The sequence below is a fragment of the Phocaeicola sp. HCN-40430 genome (assembly GCF_037890285.1).
GTDB classification, from domain to species: Bacteria; Bacteroidota; Bacteroidia; order Bacteroidales; family Bacteroidaceae; genus Phocaeicola; species Phocaeicola acetigenes.
In genome coordinates this window covers 17,280-42,489 of the sequence record NZ_JBBKBS010000020.1, presented here as the reverse complement: position 1 = coordinate 42,489, position 25,210 = coordinate 17,280, and the positions used below count along the sequence as shown (strand labels likewise).

The 25,210-nt window shown below is 42.1% G+C and carries 16 protein-coding genes; 12 read left to right on the top strand and 4 right to left on the bottom strand.

The features are described from left to right. Nucleotides 1-495: 495 nt before the first annotated feature. The gene (gene mnmA, locus WKU26_RS09475; protein ID WP_340321799.1) at nt 496-1,545 is read right to left on the bottom strand and encodes a tRNA 2-thiouridine(34) synthase MnmA; all 1,050 of its coding nucleotides are present in this window, start codon (nt 1,543-1,545) and stop codon (nt 496-498) included. 296 nt (nt 1,546-1,841) lie between these two features. Here mnmA and cysS point away from each other — a divergent pair, with 296 nt between their 5' ends. After that, nucleotides 1,842-3,320, top strand: coding sequence for a cysteine--tRNA ligase (gene cysS, locus WKU26_RS09470; RefSeq protein WP_340321798.1), 1,479 nt, complete (start codon nt 1,842-1,844; stop codon nt 3,318-3,320). A 96-nt stretch (nt 3,321-3,416) separates the two neighbouring features. On the opposite strand, the gene WKU26_RS09465 is transcribed toward cysS, so the two are convergent. Then, nucleotides 3,417-5,858: a DUF4982 domain-containing protein gene (locus tag WKU26_RS09465; RefSeq protein ID WP_445323235.1), complete on the bottom strand. Its 2,442-nt coding sequence runs from the start codon at nt 5,856-5,858 to the stop codon at nt 3,417-3,419. Between the two features lie 149 nt (nt 5,859-6,007). Between WKU26_RS09465 and leuS the strand changes: the two genes are divergently transcribed. Next, the gene (leuS, locus tag WKU26_RS09460; RefSeq protein ID WP_340321797.1) at nt 6,008-8,842 is read left to right on the top strand and encodes a leucine--tRNA ligase; all 2,835 of its coding nucleotides are present in this window, start codon (nt 6,008-6,010) and stop codon (nt 8,840-8,842) included. An 85-nt stretch (nt 8,843-8,927) separates the two neighbouring features. Next, nucleotides 8,928-9,824 carry a YitT family protein gene (locus WKU26_RS09455; RefSeq protein ID WP_269878928.1) on the top strand — a complete coding sequence of 299 codons (897 nt, stop codon included), beginning with the start codon at nt 8,928-8,930 and terminating at the stop codon, nt 9,822-9,824. 190 nt (nt 9,825-10,014) lie between these two features. Here the strand turns inward: WKU26_RS09455 and WKU26_RS09450 are convergent, their stop codons facing one another. After that, complete coding sequence (locus tag WKU26_RS09450; protein ID WP_340321796.1) at nt 10,015-10,716, bottom strand: hypothetical protein; 702 nt, start codon at nt 10,714-10,716, stop codon at nt 10,015-10,017. 613 nt (nt 10,717-11,329) lie between these two features. Here WKU26_RS09450 and mnmG point away from each other — a divergent pair. Genes mnmG through deoC form a run of 6 tightly spaced genes read left to right on the top strand, consistent with a single transcriptional unit; the run spans nt 11,330 to nt 17,498 of the window. Continuing rightward, nucleotides 11,330-13,201, top strand: a complete 1,872-nt coding sequence (gene mnmG, locus WKU26_RS09445) for a tRNA uridine-5-carboxymethylaminomethyl(34) synthesis enzyme MnmG (RefSeq protein WP_269878930.1) — start codon at nt 11,330-11,332, stop codon at nt 13,199-13,201. 55 nt (nt 13,202-13,256) lie between these two features. Next, a complete protein-coding gene (locus WKU26_RS09440; RefSeq protein WP_178266375.1) occupies nt 13,257-13,781 on the top strand; it encodes an adenine phosphoribosyltransferase in 525 nt (174 codons plus the stop codon). 33 nt (nt 13,782-13,814) lie between these two features. Next, nucleotides 13,815-15,632, top strand: a complete 1,818-nt coding sequence (gene uvrC / locus WKU26_RS09435; protein WP_340321795.1) for an excinuclease ABC subunit UvrC — start codon at nt 13,815-13,817, stop codon at nt 15,630-15,632. Between the two features lie 48 nt (nt 15,633-15,680). Then, nucleotides 15,681-16,133, top strand: coding sequence for a D-aminoacyl-tRNA deacylase (gene dtd / locus WKU26_RS09430; RefSeq protein ID WP_269878931.1), 453 nt, complete (start codon nt 15,681-15,683; stop codon nt 16,131-16,133). A 1-nt stretch (nt 16,134) separates the two neighbouring features. Then, complete coding sequence (locus tag WKU26_RS09425; RefSeq protein ID WP_340321794.1) at nt 16,135-16,455, top strand: nucleotide pyrophosphohydrolase; 321 nt, start codon at nt 16,135-16,137, stop codon at nt 16,453-16,455. A 5-nt stretch (nt 16,456-16,460) separates the two neighbouring features. Beyond that, nucleotides 16,461-17,498 (top strand): deoxyribose-phosphate aldolase, encoded by a 1,038-nt coding sequence (deoC, locus tag WKU26_RS09420; protein ID WP_340321793.1) that lies wholly within the window; start codon nt 16,461-16,463, stop codon nt 17,496-17,498. Between the two features lie 471 nt (nt 17,499-17,969). On the opposite strand, the gene WKU26_RS09415 is transcribed toward deoC, so the two are convergent. Next, nucleotides 17,970-18,944 (bottom strand): polyprenyl synthetase family protein, encoded by a 975-nt coding sequence (locus WKU26_RS09415; RefSeq protein ID WP_340321792.1) that lies wholly within the window; start codon nt 18,942-18,944, stop codon nt 17,970-17,972. Nucleotides 18,945-19,036: 92 nt separating this feature from the next. Here WKU26_RS09415 and polA point away from each other — a divergent pair, with 92 nt between their 5' ends. From polA to WKU26_RS09400, 3 genes are all read left to right on the top strand, one after another. Continuing rightward, complete coding sequence (polA, locus tag WKU26_RS09410) at nt 19,037-21,817, top strand: DNA polymerase I (RefSeq protein WP_340321791.1); 2,781 nt, start codon at nt 19,037-19,039, stop codon at nt 21,815-21,817. 152 nt (nt 21,818-21,969) lie between these two features. Then, the gene (locus WKU26_RS09405) at nt 21,970-22,356 is read left to right on the top strand and encodes a DUF3836 domain-containing protein (protein ID WP_269878938.1); all 387 of its coding nucleotides are present in this window, start codon (nt 21,970-21,972) and stop codon (nt 22,354-22,356) included. A gap of 224 nt (nt 22,357-22,580) precedes the next feature. After that, complete coding sequence (locus WKU26_RS09400) at nt 22,581-25,052, top strand: glycosyl hydrolase family 95 catalytic domain-containing protein (protein WP_340321790.1); 2,472 nt, start codon at nt 22,581-22,583, stop codon at nt 25,050-25,052. The last annotated feature ends 158 nt before the right edge of the window (nt 25,053-25,210 follow it).

Sequence of the window (25,210 nt, the reverse complement as noted above, 5' to 3'; positions counted from 1 at the left end):
AAGGGAGAAAACAACCTTTAAAATAAGGCAAATACATGCTTTACAACATCATATCCGACCTGTAACAGAGGCTGATGATACTTGTATCGGCAGCTTCTGTTACAAGTATCGGAGCCTTACGCGACCTGTAATGAAGGCTTACGCGAATAATCGCGCAGGCAAATGGTAATAAAAGTGTGAAATTTTCTCTCTCCGATGGCTTTCATACGCCTCTTCAACTACCCCAACTTGCTTTTCTTACGCATACTATCGCTTGCCGTAAGAATATCTTTCCGACAACATTACCTTTAATACACACACAAAAAGAAGCCACCTGCTCTTCTTTTATATCTTTCTGCCAAGAAATAAAGAATAATACTTTCTTTTCCAATTTCACAAAGGGGAAAATTTGCGGGAAAAAGTCAGCACAACTGATACCGCATACAAAAACGGCTGTTTTTAAGGGGGTAAATTATCATATTGTCATTTCTGACAAAAAGACAATTCACACTTGGCTCACTCCACAATTCCTCCTCCCAGCACCTTGTCGTCCCGGTAGAACACGGCAGCCTGTCCGGAAGCAATGGATGCGAGAGGTTCATGCAGGCATACATGCAGACGGTCGGCATCGATACGGGTCACTGTACAGCGGTTGGCCTGTTTACGGTATCGTATTTTCACCACCACATCGTCTCTTCCCAGCAAAGCTTCGGGATTGATCACACAAGACTGATGGAGATACATCTCATTCTGTTCCAGCGACTGGAGATTGTCGCTGATAATCACTTTGTTTTCTTCGGGAATAATCTGTTTGACAAACAAAGCCTTATTCTGATAAATTCCCAGTCCCCGACGCTGTCCTATCGTATAGAAAGGATAGCCTTCGTGCTTACCGATACAATGTCCTTCTTCATCGTAAAAACTGCCGGGCACAATGCTTCCTTCGGGGAGATGTTTCTTCAGGAAACTGCGATAATCCATCGGGCAGAAACAAACCCCAAAGCTATCCCGCTTGTGCGCCACTCTTTGAAAACCTCTTTCGGCAGCCAGTTCCCTGACACGCACCTTGGTCAGCTCGCCCATCGGCAGCAGCATCCGTTCAAGAATGGTTTGAGGCAATCCCCACAAAAAGAATGACTGGTCTTTGTCGGGATCTGCTCCACACCGGATGTGCCAATAACCTTCCGCCTGTACCTTGCGTACATAGTGACCGGTAGCCAGATGATAAATACCCCGTTCGTCGGCTATCTGCTGCAACAACGGCCATTTCAGATAATTATTACAAAGCGTACAGGGAACAGGCGTCTGTCCCTTCATGTAAGTATCAATAAAATAGCGGATGATATGCTGTTGGAAGGCCTCACGGGCATCGTATACCAAATGGGGAATAGCAAGACGCTCACAAAGTTCTCGGGCTTCGTCCAGATAAGCCGTCTGACCGTCTTTCTCATAGAAACGGAAAGTGACACCAGTTACTTCGTATCCGGCTTCCAGCAACAAGAGAGCTGCCATGGAACTGTCTGTTCCTCCGCTCATTCCCAACAAAACTTTCTTATTTTCTTTCATAACTTGAGGTATAGGCATAAAAAAAGGAGTACCGCTGTACTCCAACCTTTGTTAACCTTAAATCTAATACTATGAAAAACACGATGCAAAGGTACGGCTTTTCTGGTATTATGCAAATAATCCGGTCTAAAAACGATGTTTTATAACATGTATTAAGACTTCTACCAGTCTCTTACAGATGTATTAACATTTCAGAATCTTTCCTTACAGGAAAAGAGAAGAAAAACACGGTAGTTCTGTGAGTTAGGTTCAAAAAAATTATGTATTTTTGCCTTCCTAACAAAAACTATCTCATTATGGAGAATAAACTAACCATTTACAATACACTTACCCGCAAAAAGGAACTGTTTGTTCCGTTTCACGCTCCTCATGTGGGCATGTATGTTTGCGGTCCTACAGTATACGGTGATGCCCATCTGGGCCATGCCCGTCCGGCTATCACATTCGATATCTTGTTCCGTTACCTCACACATCTGGGATATAAGGTGCGCTACGTACGCAACATTACCGACGTAGGTCATCTGGAACACGATACCGACGAAGGAGAAGACAAAATTGCAAAGAAAGCACGCCTGGAGCAGCTGGAACCGATGGAAGTGGTACAGTTCTACCTGAACCGCTATCATAAGGCAATGGAAGCCTTGAACGTGCTTCCGCCCAGCATCGAACCGCACGCTTCGGGACATATCATCGAACAGATTGAACTGGTAGAGCAGATTCTGAAAAACGGATATGCTTACGAAAGTCAGGGTTCTGTGTATTTCGATGTAGCGAAATATAATAAAGACCATCATTATGGCAAACTTTCGGGACGCAACCTGGATGATGTAATCAACACAACCCGCGAACTGGACGGACAGCAGGAAAAGCATAATCCGGCAGACTTTGCCTTGTGGAAATGTGCACAGCCTGAACATATCATGCGCTGGCCTTCGCCTTGGAGCAACGGATTCCCGGGATGGCATTGCGAATGTACCGCTATGGGTCGCAAATATTTGGGAGAAAACTTCGATATTCACGGAGGAGGTATGGACTTAGTGTTCCCTCACCACGAATGTGAAATTGCACAGAGCGTGGCTTCACAGGGACACGACATGGTGCGCTACTGGATGCACAACAACATGATTACCATCAACGGACAGAAGATGGGCAAATCGTTGGGCAACTTCATCACACTGGATGAATTCTTTAGCGGTTCCAACAAGCTGTTGTCGCAGGCATATTCTGCCATGACTATCCGCTTCTTCATCTTGCAGGCACACTACCGCAGTACAGTAGACTTCAGCAACGAAGCATTGCAGGCTGCAGAAAAAGGCTTGGAACGTCTGATGGAAGGATTGAAAAACCTGGAACGCATTACTCCGTCGAAGACAACAACCGGTATTACTCCTGCGGGCTTACGTGAGAAGTGCTACGAGGCTATGAACGATGACTTGAATACACCGATTGTAATTTCACACCTGTTCGATGCTACTCGTATGATTAATACTGTTATCGACAAGAAAGCAACCATCAGTGCAGAAGATTTGGAAGAGCTGAAGAGTGTATTCCATTTGTTCGTATTCGACATCTTGGGACTGAAAGCCGAAGCAGAAAACAACGCTGCACGCGAAGAAGCATACGGCAAGGTGGTAGATATGCTGCTGGAACAGCGTATGCAGGCGAAAGCAAACAAAGACTGGGCTACCAGCGACAAGATACGCGACAGTCTGGCTGCATTAGGATTTGAAGTGAAGGATACTAAAGACGGATTTACCTGGAAACTGAACAAATAAGTTTTTCAGTACATCCATGCTAAAAATAGAGAAGCAGTGCACGAGTAGATATTCTCTTGCACTGCTTCTTGTTTTTATCCGGTTGTTGTATCGGCTTTATTGTACCGGCAAGACCAGTCGGGCTGTTTTCAAACCTTTTGCCGAGACTTGAAGTTCCAAGTTACCGGCAGTCTCACCAGCCTGTACGATAACGGTAAGCATTCCATTAAAAGCATGCATCTGGGGCAAATGAAACAAATCAAGGCAAGTAGGATCTCCATTGGCTGATGCACGGTATGAACCGGCTCCTTTTACACGGAAATTCAGAAGACGTCCGTCTGTAGGACAAAGATTTCCTTCTTTGTCAACTACTCGCACAGTGACATAAGCCAAATCTTTACCATCGGCTTTCAGTGAGGTATAATCGGTCTGAAGTTCAATATGATGAGGCTTTCCTGCTGTATATACTTTCTTCTCCGCCACAGCCTTTCCGTCTGTATCGTATGCAATCACTTTCACTTCTCCCGGCTCATACGTTACGTTGTGCCACATCAGACGATAGCGGTTTTCTACAGTCTGACGGTTCTTTGTCTGGCGTCCGTAGCTTTTACCGTTGACAAACAGTTCTGCCGAAGGATAATTCGTATATACAAATACCGGTATCGGCTTGCCTTCGTAGCCCTCCCAGTTCCAGTGCGGGAGAATATGCAAGGTTTCTTCGTCTTTATTCCAGATACTACGGTACAGATAGTAACGGTCTTTAGGAATAGAAGCTAAATCGATAATACCGAACATGGAGCTATGGTTAGGCCATGCATTGGTATCATACGGACTGGGTTCTCCCAAATAATCGAAGCCTGTCCACACAAACTGACCGATTGTCCAGTCGTAATCTTCTGCCAGTGCAAAATCAATATCCGGAATATTCGACCAACTGCAATACTCCAAATCGTAAGAAGAAGACTGATGGTCATCGTACATCGCTCCAGCCTTGCGTTCTGCAGGGAACTTATATACTCCACGTGAACTGACGGTAGACGAAGTTTCAGACCCCAATACGATATTCTGAGGCAAACGTCCATAGGCTTCTTCGTAGCGGTGGGCACGATAGTTAAAGCCGGGAATATCCAGCATAGCTGCAAAGCCATTGTCGAGCACACTGTCCACTTGATCCATACCGCAAGTAACCGGACGTGTAGGGTCTTCACGGTGACAGATGTCTTGCAGGAATTTTGCGACCTTGTATCCTTCTGCACTCCACTGTGTAGGCACCTCATTACCAATACTCCACATCACCACACAAGGATTATTACGGTACTGATGCAGCATATTCACCATATCGCGCTCAGCCCATTCATTGAAGAAGCGGTGGTAGCCGTTTTCGCATTTCGCAATATCCCATTCATCGAATGGCTCAATCATCATCATAAAGCCCATTTCATCGCACAGTGAAACCAGCTCGGGAGCCGGCATATTATGGGCGGTACGAATGGCGTCGCAACCCATATCCTTCAGCATTCTGAGTTGATGACGCAAGGCGGATACATTGATTGCCGCCCCCAGTGGACCTAAATCGTGATGATTGCATACACCCTGGAATTTACGGTGTTTCCCATTCAGAAAGAAGCCTTTGTCTGCAATGTACTCGATGGAACGGATTCCAAAACGAGTAGTATATGTATCCAGCAAGGTATCGCCCGAATAAATCTTTGATACAGCCCGATACAAAGAGGGAGACTCCGGTGACCATAATGCCGGATGCTCCACAATGAAATTTTGTGTAAAAGGTAATCCGTGATTGATGTATCCTTTGTTTTTCTTCGATGAAACGACTTTTCCTTCGGGAGAAATAATCTCTGTCTGCACCGTCAGTTCCGTACGACCGGCATTCTCAACCGATGTACGAAGACATACCGAAGCATAATCCTCAGATACATGAGGAGTAGTAAGTTGTGTTCCCCATACAGGCACATGAATCTGTCCGGTAGTCACCACCCGTACATTCCGGTATAGCCCGGCTCCCGGATACCATCGGGAAGACTGAGGTCTATTCTCCAAACGTACAGCAAGCAGGTTCTGCTTTCCGTCGTGATTGAGGAAAGAAGTCACATCACAGTAGAAGGAGTTATAACCGAAAGGCCAAAAACAGGCTTCTTTTCCGTTGACATATACTTTGGCTTCACTCATGGCTCCGTCGAACACCAGCATAGTCTGTCGTCCGGGTTCCACATCAAACCGGGTACGATACCATCCTACTCCCACATAAGGCAAACCTCCGGTACGTCCGGTCTTTACTGACGCTTCTTTCTCGAAGTTTTGGGTTACCGCCACATTCTGCAAATCGTTATTACGATCGAAAGGACCGTATATCGCCCAGTCGTGTGGAACAACTACGCTTTCCCAATGTGTATCATTGAAGCCTGTACCTTCTGCTCCCGATACATCTCCTTTTGTAAACTTCCACCCTTTTTCAAGTAGCATTTCCGTGCGTTGCGCATAGAGATTTCCTACCAGACAGCCAAACAGACAGGCCATCACATACGTTTTCTTCAGCTTCATAACGAGTTTAAAATTCATTTCTTACTTGATTTACAAACAAAGATAAACTTTTCATTTCGATTTACTTCCATTTATTTCCGAAGTCTTACTATCTTTGTGCTTTATAAAGAAAATTATATAAAAATCAAACATAAAAACACTCTTCACTTATGGAATATAATTTCAGAGAGATTGAGCAAAAATGGCAACAGAAATGGGTTGAAAACAAGACCTATCAAGTGTCGGAAGATGATTCAAAGAAGAAATTCTACGTATTGAACATGTTCCCTTATCCATCGGGAGCGGGACTCCACGTAGGTCATCCTCTGGGCTACATTGCCAGCGATATTTATGCTCGTTACAAAAGACTGCAAGGTTTTAACGTATTGAATCCGATGGGATACGATGCCTACGGATTACCGGCAGAACAATATGCAATCCAGACAGGTCAGCATCCTGCTATCACCACTGTAAATAACATTAACCGTTATCGCCAGCAGTTGGATAAAATAGGTTTCAGCTTTGACTGGGACAGAGAAGTACGTACCTGCGAACCGGGTTATTATCATTGGACACAATGGGCCTTCCAGAAGATGTTCAACAGCTATTATTGCAATGCCTGCCAGAAGGCAGAACCCATCAGTAAGCTGGTAGCACATTTCGAACAGAAAGGTACAGAAGGCTTGGATGTTGCTTGCAGCGAAGAATTGAACTTTACTGCTGAAGAATGGAAAAACAAATCGGAAAAAGAACAGCAGGAAGTACTGATGAACTATCGTATTGCCTACCTGGGAGAGACAATGGTGAACTGGTGTCCGGCTTTGGGTACTGTATTGGCCAACGATGAGGTGGTAGACGGAGTATCTGAACGTGGAGGTCATCCAGTGGTGCAGAAGAAGATGCGTCAGTGGTGTCTGCGTGTATCGGCTTATGCACAACGCTTGCTGGACGGACTGGAAACTGTAGATTGGACCGATTCTCTGAAAGAGACTCAACGTAACTGGATCGGACGTTCGGAAGGTACAGAAGTACGCTTCAAAGTAAAAGACAGCGATTTGGAATTTACTATCTTCACCACTCGTGCAGATACAATGTTTGGTGTTACATTTATGGTGTTGGCTCCGGAAAGCGAACTTGTTCCTCAACTGACAACAGAGGCTCAAAAGGCAGAAGTGGAAGCTTATTTGGACCGCACTAAAAAACGTACTGAACGTGAACGTATCTCAGACCGTCGTGTAACCGGTGTATTCAGTGGTTCGTATGCCATCAATCCGTTTACCGGCGATGCTGTTCCGGTATGGATCAGCGACTATGTATTGGCTGGATACGGTACAGGTGCCATCATGGCCGTACCTGCTCACGATAGCCGTGACTATGCATTTGCCAAACATTTCAACCTTCCGATTGTACCGCTGGTAGAAGGATGCGATGTAAGCGAAGAAAGCTTTGATGCCAAAGAAGGTATCGTATGCAACTCTCCAAAAGCCGGAGTTACTCCTTACTGCGACCTGAATCTGAACGGGCTGACCATCAAAGAAGCAATTGCAGCTACAAAGAAATATGTAAAAGAACATCAGTTGGGACGTGTAAAGGTTAATTTCCGTCTTCGTGATGCTATTTTCTCGCGTCAGCGCTATTGGGGAGAACCGTTCCCTGTATATTACAAGGATGGTATGCCTTACATGATAGACGAGCAGAAATTGCCGCTGGAATTGCCGGAAGTAGACAAGTTCTTGCCAACTGAAAGCGGTGAACCTCCATTGGGTCATGCTACACGCTGGGCTTGGGATGTAACCAAAGGTGAAGTGGTAGAGAACTCTAAGATTGACCACGTAAATGTATTCCCTCTGGAACTGAATACAATGCCTGGATTCGCAGGTTCAAGCGCATATTATCTGCGTTATATGGATCCTCACAATACAGAAGCACTGGTCTCTGAAAAAGCCGACCATTACTGGCAGAATGTAGACCTTTACGTAGGAGGTACAGAACATGCTACCGGCCACTTGATTTATTCTCGTTTCTGGAACAAATTCCTGTTCGATTTGGGCGTAAGTGTAAAAGAAGAGCCGTTCCAGAAGTTGGTAAATCAGGGTATGATTCAGGGACGAAGCAACTTTGTATACCGTATCAAAGATACCAACACCTTCGTTTCATTAGGCCTGAAAGATCAGTACGAAGTAACTCCGCTTCATGTAGATGTAAACATCGTAACAAACGATGTATTGGATGTGGAAGCCTTCAAAAACTGGCGTCCGGAATATAACAATGCCGAATTCATTCTGGAAGATGGCAAATATGTTTGCGGATGGGCAGTAGAAAAGATGAGTAAATCGATGTACAACGTAGTCAACCCGGATATGATTGTTGACAAATACGGAGCGGATACATTACGTATGTATGAAATGTTCCTGGGTCCGGTAGAACAGTCTAAACCTTGGGATACTAACGGTATCGACGGAGTACACCGCTTCTTGAAGAAACTTTGGGCATTGTTCTACTCACGTACAGACGAATTCCTTCCAGCAGAAGGGGAAGCAACTAAAGAAGAGTTGAAGGCAATTCACAAGTTGATTAAAAAGGTATCTGGTGATATTGAAACCTTCTCTTACAATACTTCCATCAGTGCATTCATGATTTGTGTAAACGAACTGAACTCTCTGAAATGCCGCAATAAGGAAGTACTGAGTCAGCTGGTTGTGGTCATTGCACCGTTTGCTCCACATTTGGCAGAGGAATTATGGGAAGCATTGGGACACTCTACTTCTGTATGTGATGCACAATGGCCGGCATTCAATGAAGAGTATCTGAAAGAAGACAGTATCAAGTATACAATCTCATTCAACGGTAAAGCTCGCTTTACGCTGGAATTCCCGGCAGACGCGGATAATGAAACCATTCAATCTACCGTAATGAGCAATGAACAGGCTCAAAAATGGATTGAAGGTAAAACTCCGAAAAAGGTGATCATCGTTCCGAAGAAGATTGTAAACATTGTATTATAATAAAAATCAAACACAGAGGCACTGGTATAGAGAAACACTCATAAACTCTATATCTTGTGCCTCTTCGTTTTAAAATACAACTTTCATGGAAGCATTGTTAAAAAGGAAATTGGGCAGAGAAGCCAAAGACTATCTGGCCATCACATTCGGTCTGATTTGTTATGCTATTGGTTGGGCGGCATTCTTGCTTCCTTATCAAATTACAACCGGAGGAGTAACTGGTATCTCAGCTATTATCTATTATGCAACAGGCCTTGAAATTCAGGTGTCATATTTTATCATCAATGCTGTATTTATGGGAATTGCACTCAAGATTTTAGGTCCCAAATTCAGTCTGAAGACAATTTATGCCATCTTTATGCTTACTTTCTTGCTCTGGTTTTTCCAGATGCTTCTAAAGGATGAAAACGGACATCTCCCCCAGTTATTAGGACCAGGACAAGACTTTATGGCTTGCGTTATTGGAGCTGGACTCTTAGGGTTTGGTATCGGAATTGTATTCTGCAACAACGGTAGTACAGGTGGTACAGATATCATTGCATGGGTTATCAATAAGTATAAAGATGTAACCTTAGGACGAATGATGATGTATTGCGACATTGTAATCATATCGTCTTGTTACATTATATTCCAGGACTGGCGTCGTGTATTGTTCGGTTTTTGCGTACTTTTCATTATGAGTATTGTCATCGACTATGTGATTAATACGACCCGGCAATCGGTACAGTTTCTTATTTTCTCACGCAAACATGAGGAAATAGCCGAAGCAATTTCCACAAAGGTGGATCGCGGTGTGACGCTGCTTGACGGAAAAGGATGGTACAGCAAACAAGAAATGAAAGTAGTAGTTGTACTGGCCAAGAAAAGTGAATCACTCGATATTTTCCGTCTGATTAAAGACATCGACCCAAACGCTTTTATCTCACAAAGCAACGTAGTGGGTGTTTATGGTGAAGGTTTCGAGAAGCTGAAAGTGAAATAAAAGTTTGCCTAAAAAATAATCAACATAAAATGGCAGGATGCATTCCCCAAAGATAACATCCTGCCATTTTTATTTATACGAATCTCTACTCTGAACAATAATCTACAATCTTTTGACCTACTTTTATACCTCTACCCGAGACTGTATAACTGTCATACAAGGGCCTTATAATAAGATCCCAGATACCATATTATCGGGCTATACGGCTCAGTTTATTCCAAGGAGAACCGTATGATAAGCTTCTGCCATATTCATCACCGTTCATCCAAGAGGTAATATCTTTCAGTTCGCCTTCCCAAACGAAAGAACCTGAAGCTTTCGGTTCGAAAGAATCTACCCCATCGTCTCCATTTGCATCTTTCAAGAATTTCAAATCATTGAATTCAATACGATAGAAATTCCCATCACGAGTTATAACAATATTACCTGATTCATACCCAGGATTCCAGTCTGTCACATAAGTATAAGTTCCGTGCGAGATAAGATCTTCATCTCCACCAGAGGCCGCATCCTGCGCCGGATTATAATCATACAATTCAACAAAACCCCATGTATTAAGATCTTCATCCGAATTGGAATAAGGAAAAGTTCCTTCCGGTAAAGTTGTATCGGTTGTAGTAAACGAAAGCAAAAAACCATTCACCATTTTATCAGGAAGAGTCGTTACATCATAATCTGTAAACATCAATTCTATTGAGCCAGGAGTTCCATAGTTTTCTTTGTAATAATATCCATGATTATACGAAATAGTACGCCCCTCTACGCTGCAAGTTCCTGTTCCTTGACCACCTCCAAGTCCTTCACCTGGATCATCATCGCTACTACATGACACACTCCCTAAAGTCAGTGCTGACAAAAGCAACATACCTGACAACATTTTCAATTTTCTCATAATTTACCTTTTTAATAAATGACAATTTGCATAAGTTGATATGCAAAGTTCTGTCTTTCATTTTTCAATGACAAACCAGATCTCTCTACGACACAAACTATGTAGCTCTTATCTGCGACTAAGTGAAAAAATAAAAAGTATAAGTAGATTCTTTTTACACCGATCACTTACAAAGGATATACTAACCCTTCCGTACCCTTCAAAAAACAGGCTTTTTTACGTGCAAGTATACAGATGAATGTGATTTTGGCGTTTTTCAGGCATCTTATTTTACACAAAAAGAAAGGCAGAATGCTATTAGCATTACAGAAATAACCTCTTACATTCGAAACAGGCGTACACTTTTCATTTCCTACTACATCTTTCCTGGCAAAATCACACATCAAAATACTCGTCAAAAAAAGAGGGAAAAGCATTTCCTCCCTCACTTAAATCTGATTTCTCCACAAACAGAGATTGTCTATACCCTTCTTTTCTACCATTTCGTCCCCAAAAGAAGATTTTCCTCACCAACCGGAACAAACACTCCCATTAAATTCTTTTCACCAGCCTGTTTTTCTGTCAAATACAAAATTTAGTACCTTTGCAAATAGATTTATAAGAATAATATAAAATGGACTTTAAGTACGACGTTATTGTAATCGGTGCCGGACATGCAGGCTGCGAAGCCGCGGCTGCTGCGGCTAATCTCGGCTCAAAGACTTGTCTGATTACTATGGATATGAACAAGATCGGACAAATGAGCTGCAACCCGGCTGTGGGAGGTATTGCCAAAGGGCAAATCGTAAGAGAAATTGATGCATTGGGTGGATACATGGGATTGGTAACCGACCGTACCGCCATTCAATTCCGAATGCTGAACCGTTCAAAAGGACCTGCCATGTGGAGTCCGCGTGCACAATGCGACCGTGCCAAGTTCATCTGGGAGTGGCGGGCAGTCTTAGAGAATACTCCCAATCTACATATCTGGCAAGATACAGTAGAGGAATTGATCATAGAGAATGGTGAAGTTACAGGACTTGTTACATGCTGGGGAGTAACCTTCCATGCAAAATGCATCGTTCTTACCGCAGGAACTTTCCTGAATGGTTTGATGCATATTGGTCACAAAATGCTGGCAGGCGGACGCTGTGCAGAGCCCGCTTCTTATCATTTGACCGAATCCATCACACGCCATGGCATCACATCCGGAAGAATGAAAACTGGAACTCCTGTACGCATCGATGCAAGAAGTGTCCATTTCGACATGATGGAAACCCAAGATGGAGAAAACGATTTCCATCGCTTTTCATACATCAGCGAGCCGCGCAAGCTGAAACAATTGCAATGCTGGACATGCTATACGAATGAAGAAGTGCATGAAGTATTAAGAAGCGGACTTGCTGATTCTCCCCTATTCAACGGACAAATCCAAAGTATAGGTCCTCGCTATTGCCCGAGTATAGAAACTAAAATCGTAACCTTCCCCGACAAGCCACAGCATCAACTGTTCCTTGAGCCGGAAGGTGAAAGCACGCATGAACTCTACTTGAACGGATTCTCGTCTTCACTGCCAATGGACATCCAGATAGAAGCACTGAAGCGTATACCGTGTTTCAAGGACTTGGTTATATACCGTCCGGGATATGCAATTGAATACGATTACTTCGACCCAACCCAGCTCAAGCATACGTTGGAATCGAAGGTTATCAAGAATCTCTTCTTTGCCGGACAAGTAAACGGAACAACCGGATACGAAGAAGCAGGCGGACAAGGTATCGTTGCCGGTATCAATGCACACATCAACTGCCACGGTGGTGAACCATTTGTTTTGGGAAGAGACGAAGCTTATATCGGCGTATTAATCGACGACCTTGTAACCAAAGGAGTGGATGAGCCATACCGTATGTTTACATCGCGTGCTGAATACCGCATTCTGCTTCGTCAGGATGATGCTGACATGCGCTTGACAGAACGTGCTTATAAGTTGGGGCTGGTTAAACAAGACCGATACGAGATGTTACTGAAAAAGCAGGCTGAAATTAATCGTATCGTAGAATTCACCCAAACCTACTCCATCAAGGCTGATAAGATTAACGATGCATTGGAGACTTTGGGAACGGCTCGTCTAACACATGGATGTAAACTCATTGATCTAATCGGACGCCCACAGATTACCATAGAGAACATAGCGCCCCACGTACCGGCCTTCATGGAACAACTGAATAAAATAGAAGAGCGCAAGGACGAAATCATTGAGGCTGCAGAAATACGTATCAAGTACAAAGGATACATAGACCGCGAACGTATGATAGCCGACAAGATTCATCGTTTAGAATCTATCCGCATAAAAGGAAAGTTCGATTATGCGAACCTCCAATCGCTTTCTACAGAAGCCCGTCAAAAACTGATCAAGATAGATCCTGAGACTTTGGCTCAAGCCAGCCGCATACCAGGGATATCTCCCAGCGACATCAACGTTCTGCTGGTACTTCTTGGCAGATAAAGGATGTGTTTCACGTGAAACAACTTGTTTAAGGAATTATTATAAAACACTGAATATGAACAAAGAATTACTCAAAGAAAACCTTCGGGAAATACCCGATTTTCCGATCCCTGGAATTTTATTCTATGACGTAACCACTCTCTTTAAAAATGCAGAATGTCTGCGAGCTTTAATTGATGAGTTGTATGAGTTATACAAAGACAAAGGCATTACCAAAGTAGTAGGTATCGAATCAAGAGGCTTCATCTTAGGCGCTGCTGTCGCAGCTCGTTTAGGAGCAGGATTCATCATGGCCCGCAAGCCAGGAAAACTGCCTGCTGAAGTCATTGAAGAAACATATGCGAAAGAGTATGGCACAGATACAATCCAAATCCACAAAGATGCAATCTGTGAAGATGACGTTGTTTTATTACACGACGACTTGTTGGCAACAGGCGGAACCATGGCAGCCACTCATCGTCTGGTTCAAAGTTGCGGAGTTAAGAAAGCTTATGTAAACTTTGTCATTGAACTGAAAGATCTGGAAGGAAGAAAAGCATTTCCGGAAAATGTAGACATTACTACCCTTCTGCAACTATAACAGCAAACTCCCAAAACAGAACTATAACAGTGCATGGAAGAAAAAGAAGGGATAAAGACAAACGAATATTTGCGGGGTATTGTGCTTAACCTCCCAGAAGGTCCGGGTATTTACCAATACCTAAACTCAGAAGGAACCATCATCTATGTAGGGAAAGCCAAGAACCTGAAAAGACGAGTAAGCTCTTATTTCAATAAAGACCAGCATTCGGCTAAAACCCGAATACTGGTCAGTAAAATTGCAGACATTCGTTATATTGTTGTTAATACAGAAGAAGACGCTCTATTATTAGAGAATAATCTAATCAAGAAATACAAACCCAGATACAATGTATTGCTGAAAGACGATAAGAGCTATCCTTCTATTTGTGTAAGCAACGAGTACTTTCCCCGTGTTTTCAAGACTCGTAATATTGTACGGAATGGATCGACCTACTACGGTCCATACAGCCATGTTCCATCCATGCATGCTGTATTAGATCTGATTAAAAAGCTATACCCTCTTCGCACCTGCCGCTTGGCTCTCACCCCGGAGAACATACGGGAAGGTAAATTCAATGTCTGTCTGGAATACCATATCAAGAATTGCAAAGGCCCTTGTATAGGACTTCAGTCGCACGAAGAATACATGCAAAATATTGCAGAGGTAAAGGAGATACTCCGTGGAAATACACAAACTATTTGCACGGCTCTTCTAAAAGAAATGCAGGATTTGGCTACAGAACTCCGTTTCGAAGAAGCACAAAAGTTGAAAGAGAAATTTGAGCTGATAGAGAACTATCGTTCCAAGAGCGAAGTCGTCAGTTCTATTCTGCATAACATCGATGTATTCTCGATTGAGACAGACGAAAATGCAGCATATATCAATTATCTGCATATCACAAACGGCTGCATCAACCAGGCATTCACCTTTGAATATAAGAAGCGGTTGAATGAGACAAAAGAGGAACTGCTGGAGCTTGGCATCATCGAGATGCGCGAGCGTTACAAAAGCCTTTCCAAGGAAATCATCATTCCGTTTGAATTGGACATGGAGATGAATGGCGTTGTTTTCACAATTCCTCAGCGTGGTGATAAAAAACATTTGCTGGAATTATCTATTCTAAATGTAAAACAGTATAAGGTAGACCGACTGAAACAAGCAGAGAAGCTAAACCCCGAACAACGGACCACGCGTATATTAAAGGAAATACAGGAACAATTGCATATGGACCGTCTTCCTATGCATATTGAATGCTTCGACAACTCCAACATACAGGGTTCGGATGCCGTAGCCGCCTGTGTCGTTTTCAAAAAAGGGAAACCCAGTAAAAAAGACTACCGGAAGTATATCATTAAAACTGTAGTCGGCCCAGACGACTATGCCTCCATGCAGGAAGTCGTACGAAGAAGATATACCCGCATTATAGAAGAGCAAGGTGAACTTCCTGACTTAATCCTGACCGACGGTGGAAAGGGGCAAATGGAGGTAGTACGTCAGGTTATAGAAGATGAACTCAAGCTAACCATTCCCATCGCCGGACTTGCCAAAAACAACCGTCACCGTACCTCCGAAGTGCTGTACGGATTTCCTCCGATGATTGTAGGGATAAAACAAGGAACTCCCCTCTTCCATCTGCTGGAAAATATCCAAGATGAAGTCCACCGGTTTGCCATTACCTTCCACCGAGACAAGCGAAGCAAAAGCCAGGTTGCCTCTGCATTGGATCAGATAAAAGGAATCGGAGAGAAAAGAAAAACAGCCCTTCTCAAGAAGTTTAAGAGCGTGAACCGTATCAAGCAGGCTACAGTGGAAGAGATTGCCGAAGTGGTGGGAATGGCCGCAGCACAAAGTATTAAAGAAAGTTTATAAACAAAGAGTAAAAATTAATTGTTATCTTTGTAGAAACGAGATTATCACATGAGAGTAGTTATTCAACGTGTCAGTCATGCTTCCGTAACAATCGACGGAAGATGTAAATCCGCAATACAAGAAGGATTCATGATTTTGGTCGGAATAGAAGAAGCCGACACTCAGGAAGATGCCAACTGGCTTTGTAAAAAGGTCCTTGGCTTACGAGTTTTTGACGATGAAAACGGGGTAATGAATCGCTCCATATTAGACATACAGGGAGAAATATTAGTCATCAGTCAGTTTACATTAATGGCATCAACAAAAAAAGGAAATCGTCCTTCATACATCCGGGCAGCACGACATGAAACAGCCATTCCTTTGTATGAATACTTCTGCGAAGAACTCAGCAAAGGTTTAGGAAAACCTGTCGGTACCGGAGAGTTTGGAGCCGACATGAAAGTTGAGCTATTAAACAATGGCCCCGTAACCATTTGCATGGATACTAAAAACAAGGAATGATATGACACTGGAAGAAGCACAGAAAACAGTCGATAACTGGATAAAGACATACGGTGTGCGCTATTTTAGCGAGCTCACCAATATGGCCGTATTGACCGAAGAAGTGGGTGAATTGGCCCGGATTATGGCAAGAACCTACGGAGACCAATCGTTTAAAGAGGGAGAGAAACACAACCTTGGCGATGAAATGGCCGATGTGCTTTGGGTACTCCTTTGTTTGGCTAATCAAACGGGAGTTAATCTGACCGAAGCATTCCAAAAGAATCTCGAAAAAAAGACGAACAGAGACAAAGAAAGACATAAAAACAACCCTAAACTATAAAGGATATGAAGTATAATCACGAAGAAAGCTGTGAGTGCGGACATCATCACACTCACCACCATGAAGAAAGTTGTCAGTGTGGCCACGAACATCATTATGCAGAAGAATGCGATGAAGATGACTGCACATGCTGTGACGAAGGTCACGAAAACTTGCATCAGCCTGACAAATATCATTCAGCACTCAGCAAGTATAATACAGTTTTAAATGACGATGAAATTGCAGCAAAAACAGCACAACTCATCGAGAAACATCTGAAGGAAAATGACACTGTGGAAGTAAAGAAATTCTTATTCCACTGTATCGACCTGACTACACTGAAATGCACAGACAGCGAACAGAGCGTAATGAAGTTTACAGAACGTGTCAACGAATTTGTAGACAAATATCCCGACTTGGACAACGTAGCTGCCATCTGTGTATATCCTAACATGGCAGAAATTGTAAACGATACACTGGAAGCCGACAACGTGAATATTGCTTGCGTATCGGGTGGTTTCCCTTCCTCACAGACATTCACAGAAATAAAAGTTGCAGAAACTGCAATGGCACTCCATGCCGGCGCAGACGAAATCGACATCGTTATCTCTGTGGGCAAGTTCTTGAGCGGTGACTACGAAGGTATGTGCGATGAAATCGAAGAACTGAAAGATGTATGCGGTGACAAACATCTGAAGGTAATTCTTGAAACAGGAGCTTTGGCAAGCGCAACCAATATCAAAAAAGCCTCTATCCTATCGATGTACTCTGGAGCTGATTTTATCAAGACTTCTACAGGTAAGGAAAAGCCAGCAGCCACTCCAGAAGCTGCATACGTAATGTGTCAGGCAATCAAGGAATATTTCCTTGAAACCGGACGAAAAGTAGGATTCAAACCGGCAGGAGGTATCAATACCGTACACGATGCTCTGGTTTACTACACCATCGTAAAAGAAGTGTTGGGTAAAGAATGGCTGACTAATGAACTGTTCCGCTTAGGAACCAGCAGAATGGCCAATCTGCTTCTTTCTGACATTGTAGGACAAGAAACCAAATTCTTCTAATACAGAAGAATCACCTATACAACAAACAGAGATTGACTCAATTCGATTTTGAGACAATCTCTGTTTTTTTATTTCAAAAATAAGATACTTCTGCTCCAATTCATCGGCAGAAAATCGATTCATTACCATAGATTCTATTCATTGAATGAAACCGACGACGTCGGCTGTAGAATCGACGACGTTGAATGTACAGCCAACACCGTCGAATGTACAAACAACGTCGGCAATTAAAGTGCCCGACACTCCTCACCTCTTTTTCCTTCCTGCTACAGTATATATCAACTTCTGATCTCGTTGTACCTGTTCCAGATAAAGAAACGACTCATACAGTATATGTAAAAGACTGTTGATTCGGAAAGCGGTTTACGGTATAACCGGCCTTCCCGACACGGGGACCAGAGCATCCGGATACAAAAACGGGGCTGCCGCAAAATAAGGTTTGCAACAGCCCCGCTTTACATTTTAATACTATTACTTATTTCTTTCAATTACATAATCAATATACATTGTCAGCGCCTCTCTTACCGATTCATCGGCAGTTTCGGGAAGCAAGGCCAGAGCCCGGTTTCTATAGTCGTACATCACATTCTGTGCATACTCTATTCCCCCCTCTTGTTTCACAAAACGAACGAAATCTTCTATTTCATCCCGAGAAGCCTCAAATGCCCGAATTTTCAAAGCCAATTGACGATACTCCTCACCGGCTTTATTATTCAGAACATATAATGCAGGCAGGGTCAATTTCCCCTCCAACATATCATTTCCTGTGGGTTTACCCAACTCTTCGTTCTCAAAATAATCGAATATATCGTCTTTTATCTGGAAAGCAATACCAATCATTTCTCCAAAAAGAGCAGCCCGTTTCACATCCTCCTCAGAAGCTTTGACAGATATAGCTCCCCCCTCCGCACTGGCAGTAAACAAGGCAGCTGTCTTCTTACGAATTACATCAAAATAAATCTCTTCTGAAAAATCCAAGTTATTGATATTCGCCAATTGAATAATTTCTCCTTCCGATAATTCCTGCCCTAAACGTGATACCAAATCAACCAGTTCAATCTGTCCTGTGAAAGCAGCATGCTTCAAACTTGTAGCCAATAAATAATCACCCACCAATACCGATACTTTATTATCATACATAGCATTGACAGAAGACTGTCCGCGTCTTTGGTTGCTCTCATCTACCACATCGTCATGTACCAGACTGGCAGTATGAAGCAACTCCAACGAAAGAGCAGCATGTAAAGTAGAGGCATTAGGAGCAGCAAACAACTTTGCCATCAATAATACCAAAACAGGACGCATCATCTTTCCGTTGCGTTTTTTGATATACGACAGCACTTCATTGAGCAGTGGAGTTGAACTTTTCAACGAATCATCAAAAAGCAACTTAAATTCACCTAACTCTTTTTCAACAGGTTTTCGGATCAATTCTATTTTATTCATAGAGGCTTATTTGCGTACAAAAGTAATAATAAAACAGGGAATACGGTATTTTTTTGTACTTTTACATAGAAAATCTTAATATTTTTACACGAATGGAGAAACTATTTCTATTAGATGCCTATGCGCTTATATACCGTGCATATTATGCCCTTATTAAGAATCCGCGTATTAATTCCAAAGGCTTCAACACCTCCGCCATCATGGGATTTGTAAATACATTAGAAGATGTATTGAAGAAAGAGCAGCCTACTCATATCGGAATTGCTTTCGACCCGGCAGGCCCTACTTTCCGTCATGAAGCATTTGAACAGTACAAGGCACAACGTGAAGAAACACCGGAAGCAATCCGTCTCTCCGTCCCTATCATTAAAGATATTATCCGAGCTTATCGCATTCCTATCCTTGAAGTTCCCGGATTCGAAGCCGACGACGTAATCGGAACACTGGCTACCGAAGCTGGAAAGCAAGGCATCAAAACTTATATGATGACTCCTGATAAAGACTATGGACAACTTGTCTCCGATAATGTATTTATGTATCGCCCTAAATATGGAGATAAAGAGTTTGAGGTTATGGGAGTGGAAAAAGTAAAAGCAAAATTCGATATACAGTCTCCTTCACAAGTCATCGACATGCTGGGCTTGATGGGAGACAGTGCAGACAACATTCCCGGATGTCCGGGAGTAGGAGAAAAAACTGCACAAAAACTCATCGCACAATTTGGAAGTATCGAGAATCTGCTCGAACATACACATGAGCTGAAAGGTGCTATCAAAACGAAAATAGAAAACAACCGGCAACAAATTGAATTCTCCAAGTTCCTGGCTACAATTAAAACAGATGTACCTGTTACACTCGACATGGAGAGTTTAAAAAGAAAATCTATCAATGAAGAGGAACTTCGTAAAATTTTTGAGGAACTCGAATTTCGTACACTAATCGACCGTATTTTGAAAAGTGAGAAAAAAACAGCTGTTTCAGCCTCTCCTACTTCCTCTTCACAGGGCGATCTTTTCGGCTTTTTTGCGTCCGAAAGTACAGACGATTCAAAAAATTCGATTTTACAGAGCCTTGAAACGTTAAAATACGACTACCAACTCATTGATACAGAAGAAAAAAGAGCTGATTTTTTACAAAATATCCTTACAAAGGATTTTTTTAGTTTTGATACGGAAACAACCGGAACAGAGCCAATCACCGCAGAATTGGTAGGAATGAGCTTCAGTTATGCCGAAAATCAGGCCTTTTATGTCCCAGTACCGGCAAATCGTGAAGAAGCACAAAAAATAGTAGATCAGTTCAAGCCTCTGCTCGAAAACAAGCAAACTTTAAAGATCGGACAAAATATCAAATACGATATGCTCGTCTTAGGAAACTATGGTATCGAAGTACAAGGTCCCTTGTTCGATACCATGATTGCTCACTATGTACTGCAACCCGAACTGCATCATGGGATGGATTACCTGGCAGAGGTCTACCTGAAATACAATACCATCAAAATCGAAGAGCTGATCGGTCCCAAGGGGAAGAATCAGAAAAATATGCGTGACCTCTCCCCTGCCTCTGTTTACAAATATGCATGTGAAGATGCTGATGTAACCTTAAAGCTCAAATCTATCTTGGAAAAAGAGCTGAAGACTAACGGGGTGGAAGAATTGTTCTGGAATATCGAAATGCCTCTCGTTCCTGTACTTGCCTACATGGAACGAAATGGAGTCCGCATTGATACCAATGCTCTGAAAGAAACTTCTACCCATTTTACTGCCCGAATGCATCAGATTGAAGAAGAAGTGCACCAGCTTGCGGGTATAGAGTTCAACATTGCATCTCCCAAACAGGTGGGTGAGGTTCTTTTCGACCGGCTAAAGATTACAGAAAAAGCTAAAAAGACAAAGACGGGACAATATGTTACTTCCGAGGAAGTGTTGGAAAGCCTGCGAGGTAAGCATGAAATAGTAGGAAAAATTCTGGAGCATCGTGGACTTAAAAAGCTCTTGGGTACTTATATTGATGCTCTCCCTCTGCTCATCAACCCACAGACAGGACATATACATACTTCTTTCAACCAGACTGTAACTGCTACCGGACGTTTAAGTTCCAGCAACCCCAATCTGCAGAATATTCCCATTCGCAATGAAGAAGGAAAAGAGATAAGAAAAGCATTTATCCCCGATGAAGGATGTGAGTTCTTCTCTGCCGATTATTCTCAGATTGAATTGCGTATTATGGCACATTTAAGTGGTGACCCTCATATGATAGAAGCTTTCCAGAAAGAACTGGATATCCATGCAGCTACAGCCGCTAAAATATATAAGGAGGAAATTAGCGAAGTCACCCGCGAACAACGAAGCAAAGCCAAAACTGCTAATTTCGGTATTATATATGGTATATCTGTATTTGGATTGGCAGAACGATTAAATGTAGACAGAAAAGAAGCCAAAGAACTTATCGACGGTTATTTTGCCAATTATCCGCATGTCAAAGAATATATGGATCAGAGTATACGTATCGCTAAAGAACAAGGATACATTGAAACCATATTCAAACGGAAACGTTATTTGCCGGATATCAACTCCCACAATGCAGTAGTAAGAGGATATGCCGAACGTAATGCCATCAATGCTCCCATACAGGGAAGTGCTGCTGATATTATCAAGGTGGCCATGATTCAAATCTACCAACGCTTCCGTACAGAAGGAATTAAATCGAAAATGGTTCTCCAGGTACACGACGAATTGAACTTCAGCGTACTGCCCGAAGAAAAGCAAAAAGTACAGCAGATTGTGATAGAAGAAATGGAAAGAGCTTACAAAATGAAAGTACCTTTGCGTGCAGACTGTGGTTGGGGACAAAATTGGCTTGAAGCACATTAGTCTATTTCAAATGTTAACGTACCTTTAAATTCTATCATTTTGCTAATTTTTGAGAAAAATATGGCAAAAATGATAGTAGATATCAAAGGTTTCACTATATTTGCACCGTAATCAAAAACAAAAAGATAGTAAAACCTTAAAAAATTAAAGATATGAAAAAGATTAATTTCCTCAGAAGCCTATTAGTTGTAGTACTTGCATTTGTTGCTAACCTTACAGTTTTTGCTGGCATACCGGAAAATAATTTAATCTATAACTCAGAAGAAGTTGACGGAGTGAAAGTGTCAGAAACCGTTTATAAAATGAATGGAAATATTCTGACAAACTACATGAAATACAACTATAAGTATGATGATAACCAGCAGGTGATCGAAAACCTTTCACAGAAATGGAACAACGACAGCCAGACTTGGGAAAACAACTTGTGCATCAAGTATATATACGACAAGAAAAGTGTAACAACAGAATATTATAAATGGAATAAGAAAAAACAGGAATTTGTTCTTGTCCCTGATATGACAGTTACAATGGACAAATAAAAAGATAATATAAATAATAATTCATAAACTCTCTTATCAAATCAGAGGCACCTCGTGATGAAGTGCCTCTTTTTTTCTTTTAAAGGATATAATTCCCCAATATATTCCTCAAAACAGTTATAAATTATAACTTAAATAGAGATTATTAAAAAAAAAATTGCTTAATATCAAATTCTATAGGGAAAGAGCTATCTTTGCAAAACTTATTTTTGAGATTTATCACTATGAAAAAACTACTATTGCTTATTACAAGTCTTTATTTTCCTTTATCAGGATATGCAGCCGAGCATTCACAAGCCTCTATGCGAATCTGGTTTGATACCCCCAACCCCTCTGTAGCAAACCCTGTATGGAATGGAGCTTCTTCTCTTTCTACTTGCGGAGACGGACCTGCTAATTTAGATCCTAATTGGGAAAACTATTCACTTCCTATTGGAAATGGAAATATAGGAGCTAACATTATGGGGTCGATTCAAACAGAACGTATTACTTTCAACGAGAAATCATTATGGAGAGGAGGTCCCAACACATGCAAAAACAGTGCACACTATTGGGATGTAAATAAACAATCGGCTTCCATTCTGAAAGAAATACGAGAAGCATTTATTCAAAAAGACATAGACAAAGCAACACAATTAACTCAAGATCATTTTAATGGCAAAGCAGCTTATAATGCTGATGGAGAAACTCCATTCCGTTTTGGAAGCTTTACCTCTGCCGGAGAATTTCAAATTAAAACAGATATTCCAGAAAACAATATCCAGCATTACAATCGTTCACTATCTCTCGACTCTGCCTTAGCTACAGTTGAATTTACACATCAAGATATACATTATCAACGAAACTACTTTATCTCCTACCCCGACAATGTGATGGTAATCCGTTTTTCTGCCAATGAAAAAGGGAAACAAAATCTCACTTTTACCTACTCTCCTAACCCTTTATCCAGTGGGAGCTTTAAAAAAGATGGGAAAAACGGAATCAGCTACATAGCCCGGCTCAACGATAACCAAATGCAATATGCCGTGCGCATGAAGGTTCTTACTCAAGGAGGAAAGGTTGAAAATACGAAAGATAAACTGATTATCACAGCAGCTGATGAAGTCACATTCCTCATTACAGCTGATACAGATTATTTTATGAACTTCTCTCCTGACTATAAAAACCCTAAGACTTATGTGGGAGTAAATCCAATCCAAACAACTCAACAATGGATGGAACAGGCAGCCCGACAAAGCTATAGCCAATTATTCCAAAAACATTATGCCGATTACAGCAGTCTATTCAAACGAAATACCCTATCCATCAATCCTCAATATACTTCTCAGGAAGTTCTGGATTTATCTATCCCCAAACGTCTTGAACGATATCGTACCGGTGCTCCCGACTACGATTTGGAAACTCTTTATTACCAGTTTGGACGTTATCTGCTCATTGCCAGCTCACGCCCTGGAAATCTTCCAGCCAATCTGCAGGGCATATGGCACAATAATATCGATGGTCCTTGGCGCGTAGATTATCATAACAACATCAATATCCAGATGAATTACTGGCCTGCCTGTCCAACTAATTTAGCTGAATGCGAGAAGCCTCTAATCGATTTTATACGTACCTTAGTAAAACCAGGAGAGGTGACAGCACGTTCTTATTTCAATGCACGAGGATGGACAGCTTCTATTTCGTCTAATATTTTCGGATTTACCAGCCCATTACGCGATAAAGACATGACATGGAATTTCTCACCAGTAGCAGGTCCCTGGCTTGCAACTCACGTATGGAACTATTTCGACTATACCCGCGATTTAGATTTCCTCAAGCAGACTGGTTACGAACTTATCAAAAGCAGTGCTCAGTTCGCGGTCGATTATCTGTGGAAGAAACCCGATGGAACCTATACAGCAGCCCCATCAACCTCACCCGAGCATGGGCCGATTGATGAAGGAGCAACTTTCTCGCATGCTGTCATACGGGAGATCTTATTAGACGCAATTGAGGCAAGTAAAATACTCAAAACAGATGAAACCGAACGAAAACAATGGGAAGAAGTACTCAGCCATTTAGCTCCCTACCGCATCGGCCGATATGGGCAATTAATGGAATGGTCTACCGATATAGACGACCCCAATGATGATCATCGTCATGTAAACCATCTTTTTGGGCTGCATCCAGGACATACTCTATCTCCTATTACAACCCCTCAATTAGCCCGTGCAGCCCGTGTAGTACTGGAACATCGAGGTGATGGAGCCACAGGATGGAGTATGGGATGGAAACTTAACCAATGGGCACGCTTACAAGACGGAAACAGAGCTTACACACTTTTTGGAAATCTGTTAAAGAACGGCACTAACGACAATTTATGGGATTCTCATCCACCTTTCCAAATAGACGGCAACTTCGGAGGTACAGCTGGTATTACCGAAATGCTACTCCAAAGCCACATGGGATTTATACAACTTCTTCCAGCCTTACCGGCAGTATGGCACGAAGGTAGTTTTACCGGAGTACGTGCACGAGGTAATTTTTCTATTGATATGAAGTGGAAAGACAATAATCTTACTCAAGCAGTCGTTCATTCCGGCTCAGGAGGTGTCTGCCACTTACACTACAAAGGAGAAAAGCTAAGCTTCAATACAGAAAGTGGAAAAAGTTATATTATCACTTATACAAAAGGGAAATTAACACTGAATCCATAAACAGCTAAGACAACTATCAGTACCTTTTATTTTGGAAACTTCTGAATGAAAAAGGTACTGATAGTGTTTTAAATAATGACATAATATCACCAAACAAGAGACAAAACAGCTAAAATCAAGAAAAAGTAACATAAAAATGGGCTGAAATTACAACAAAT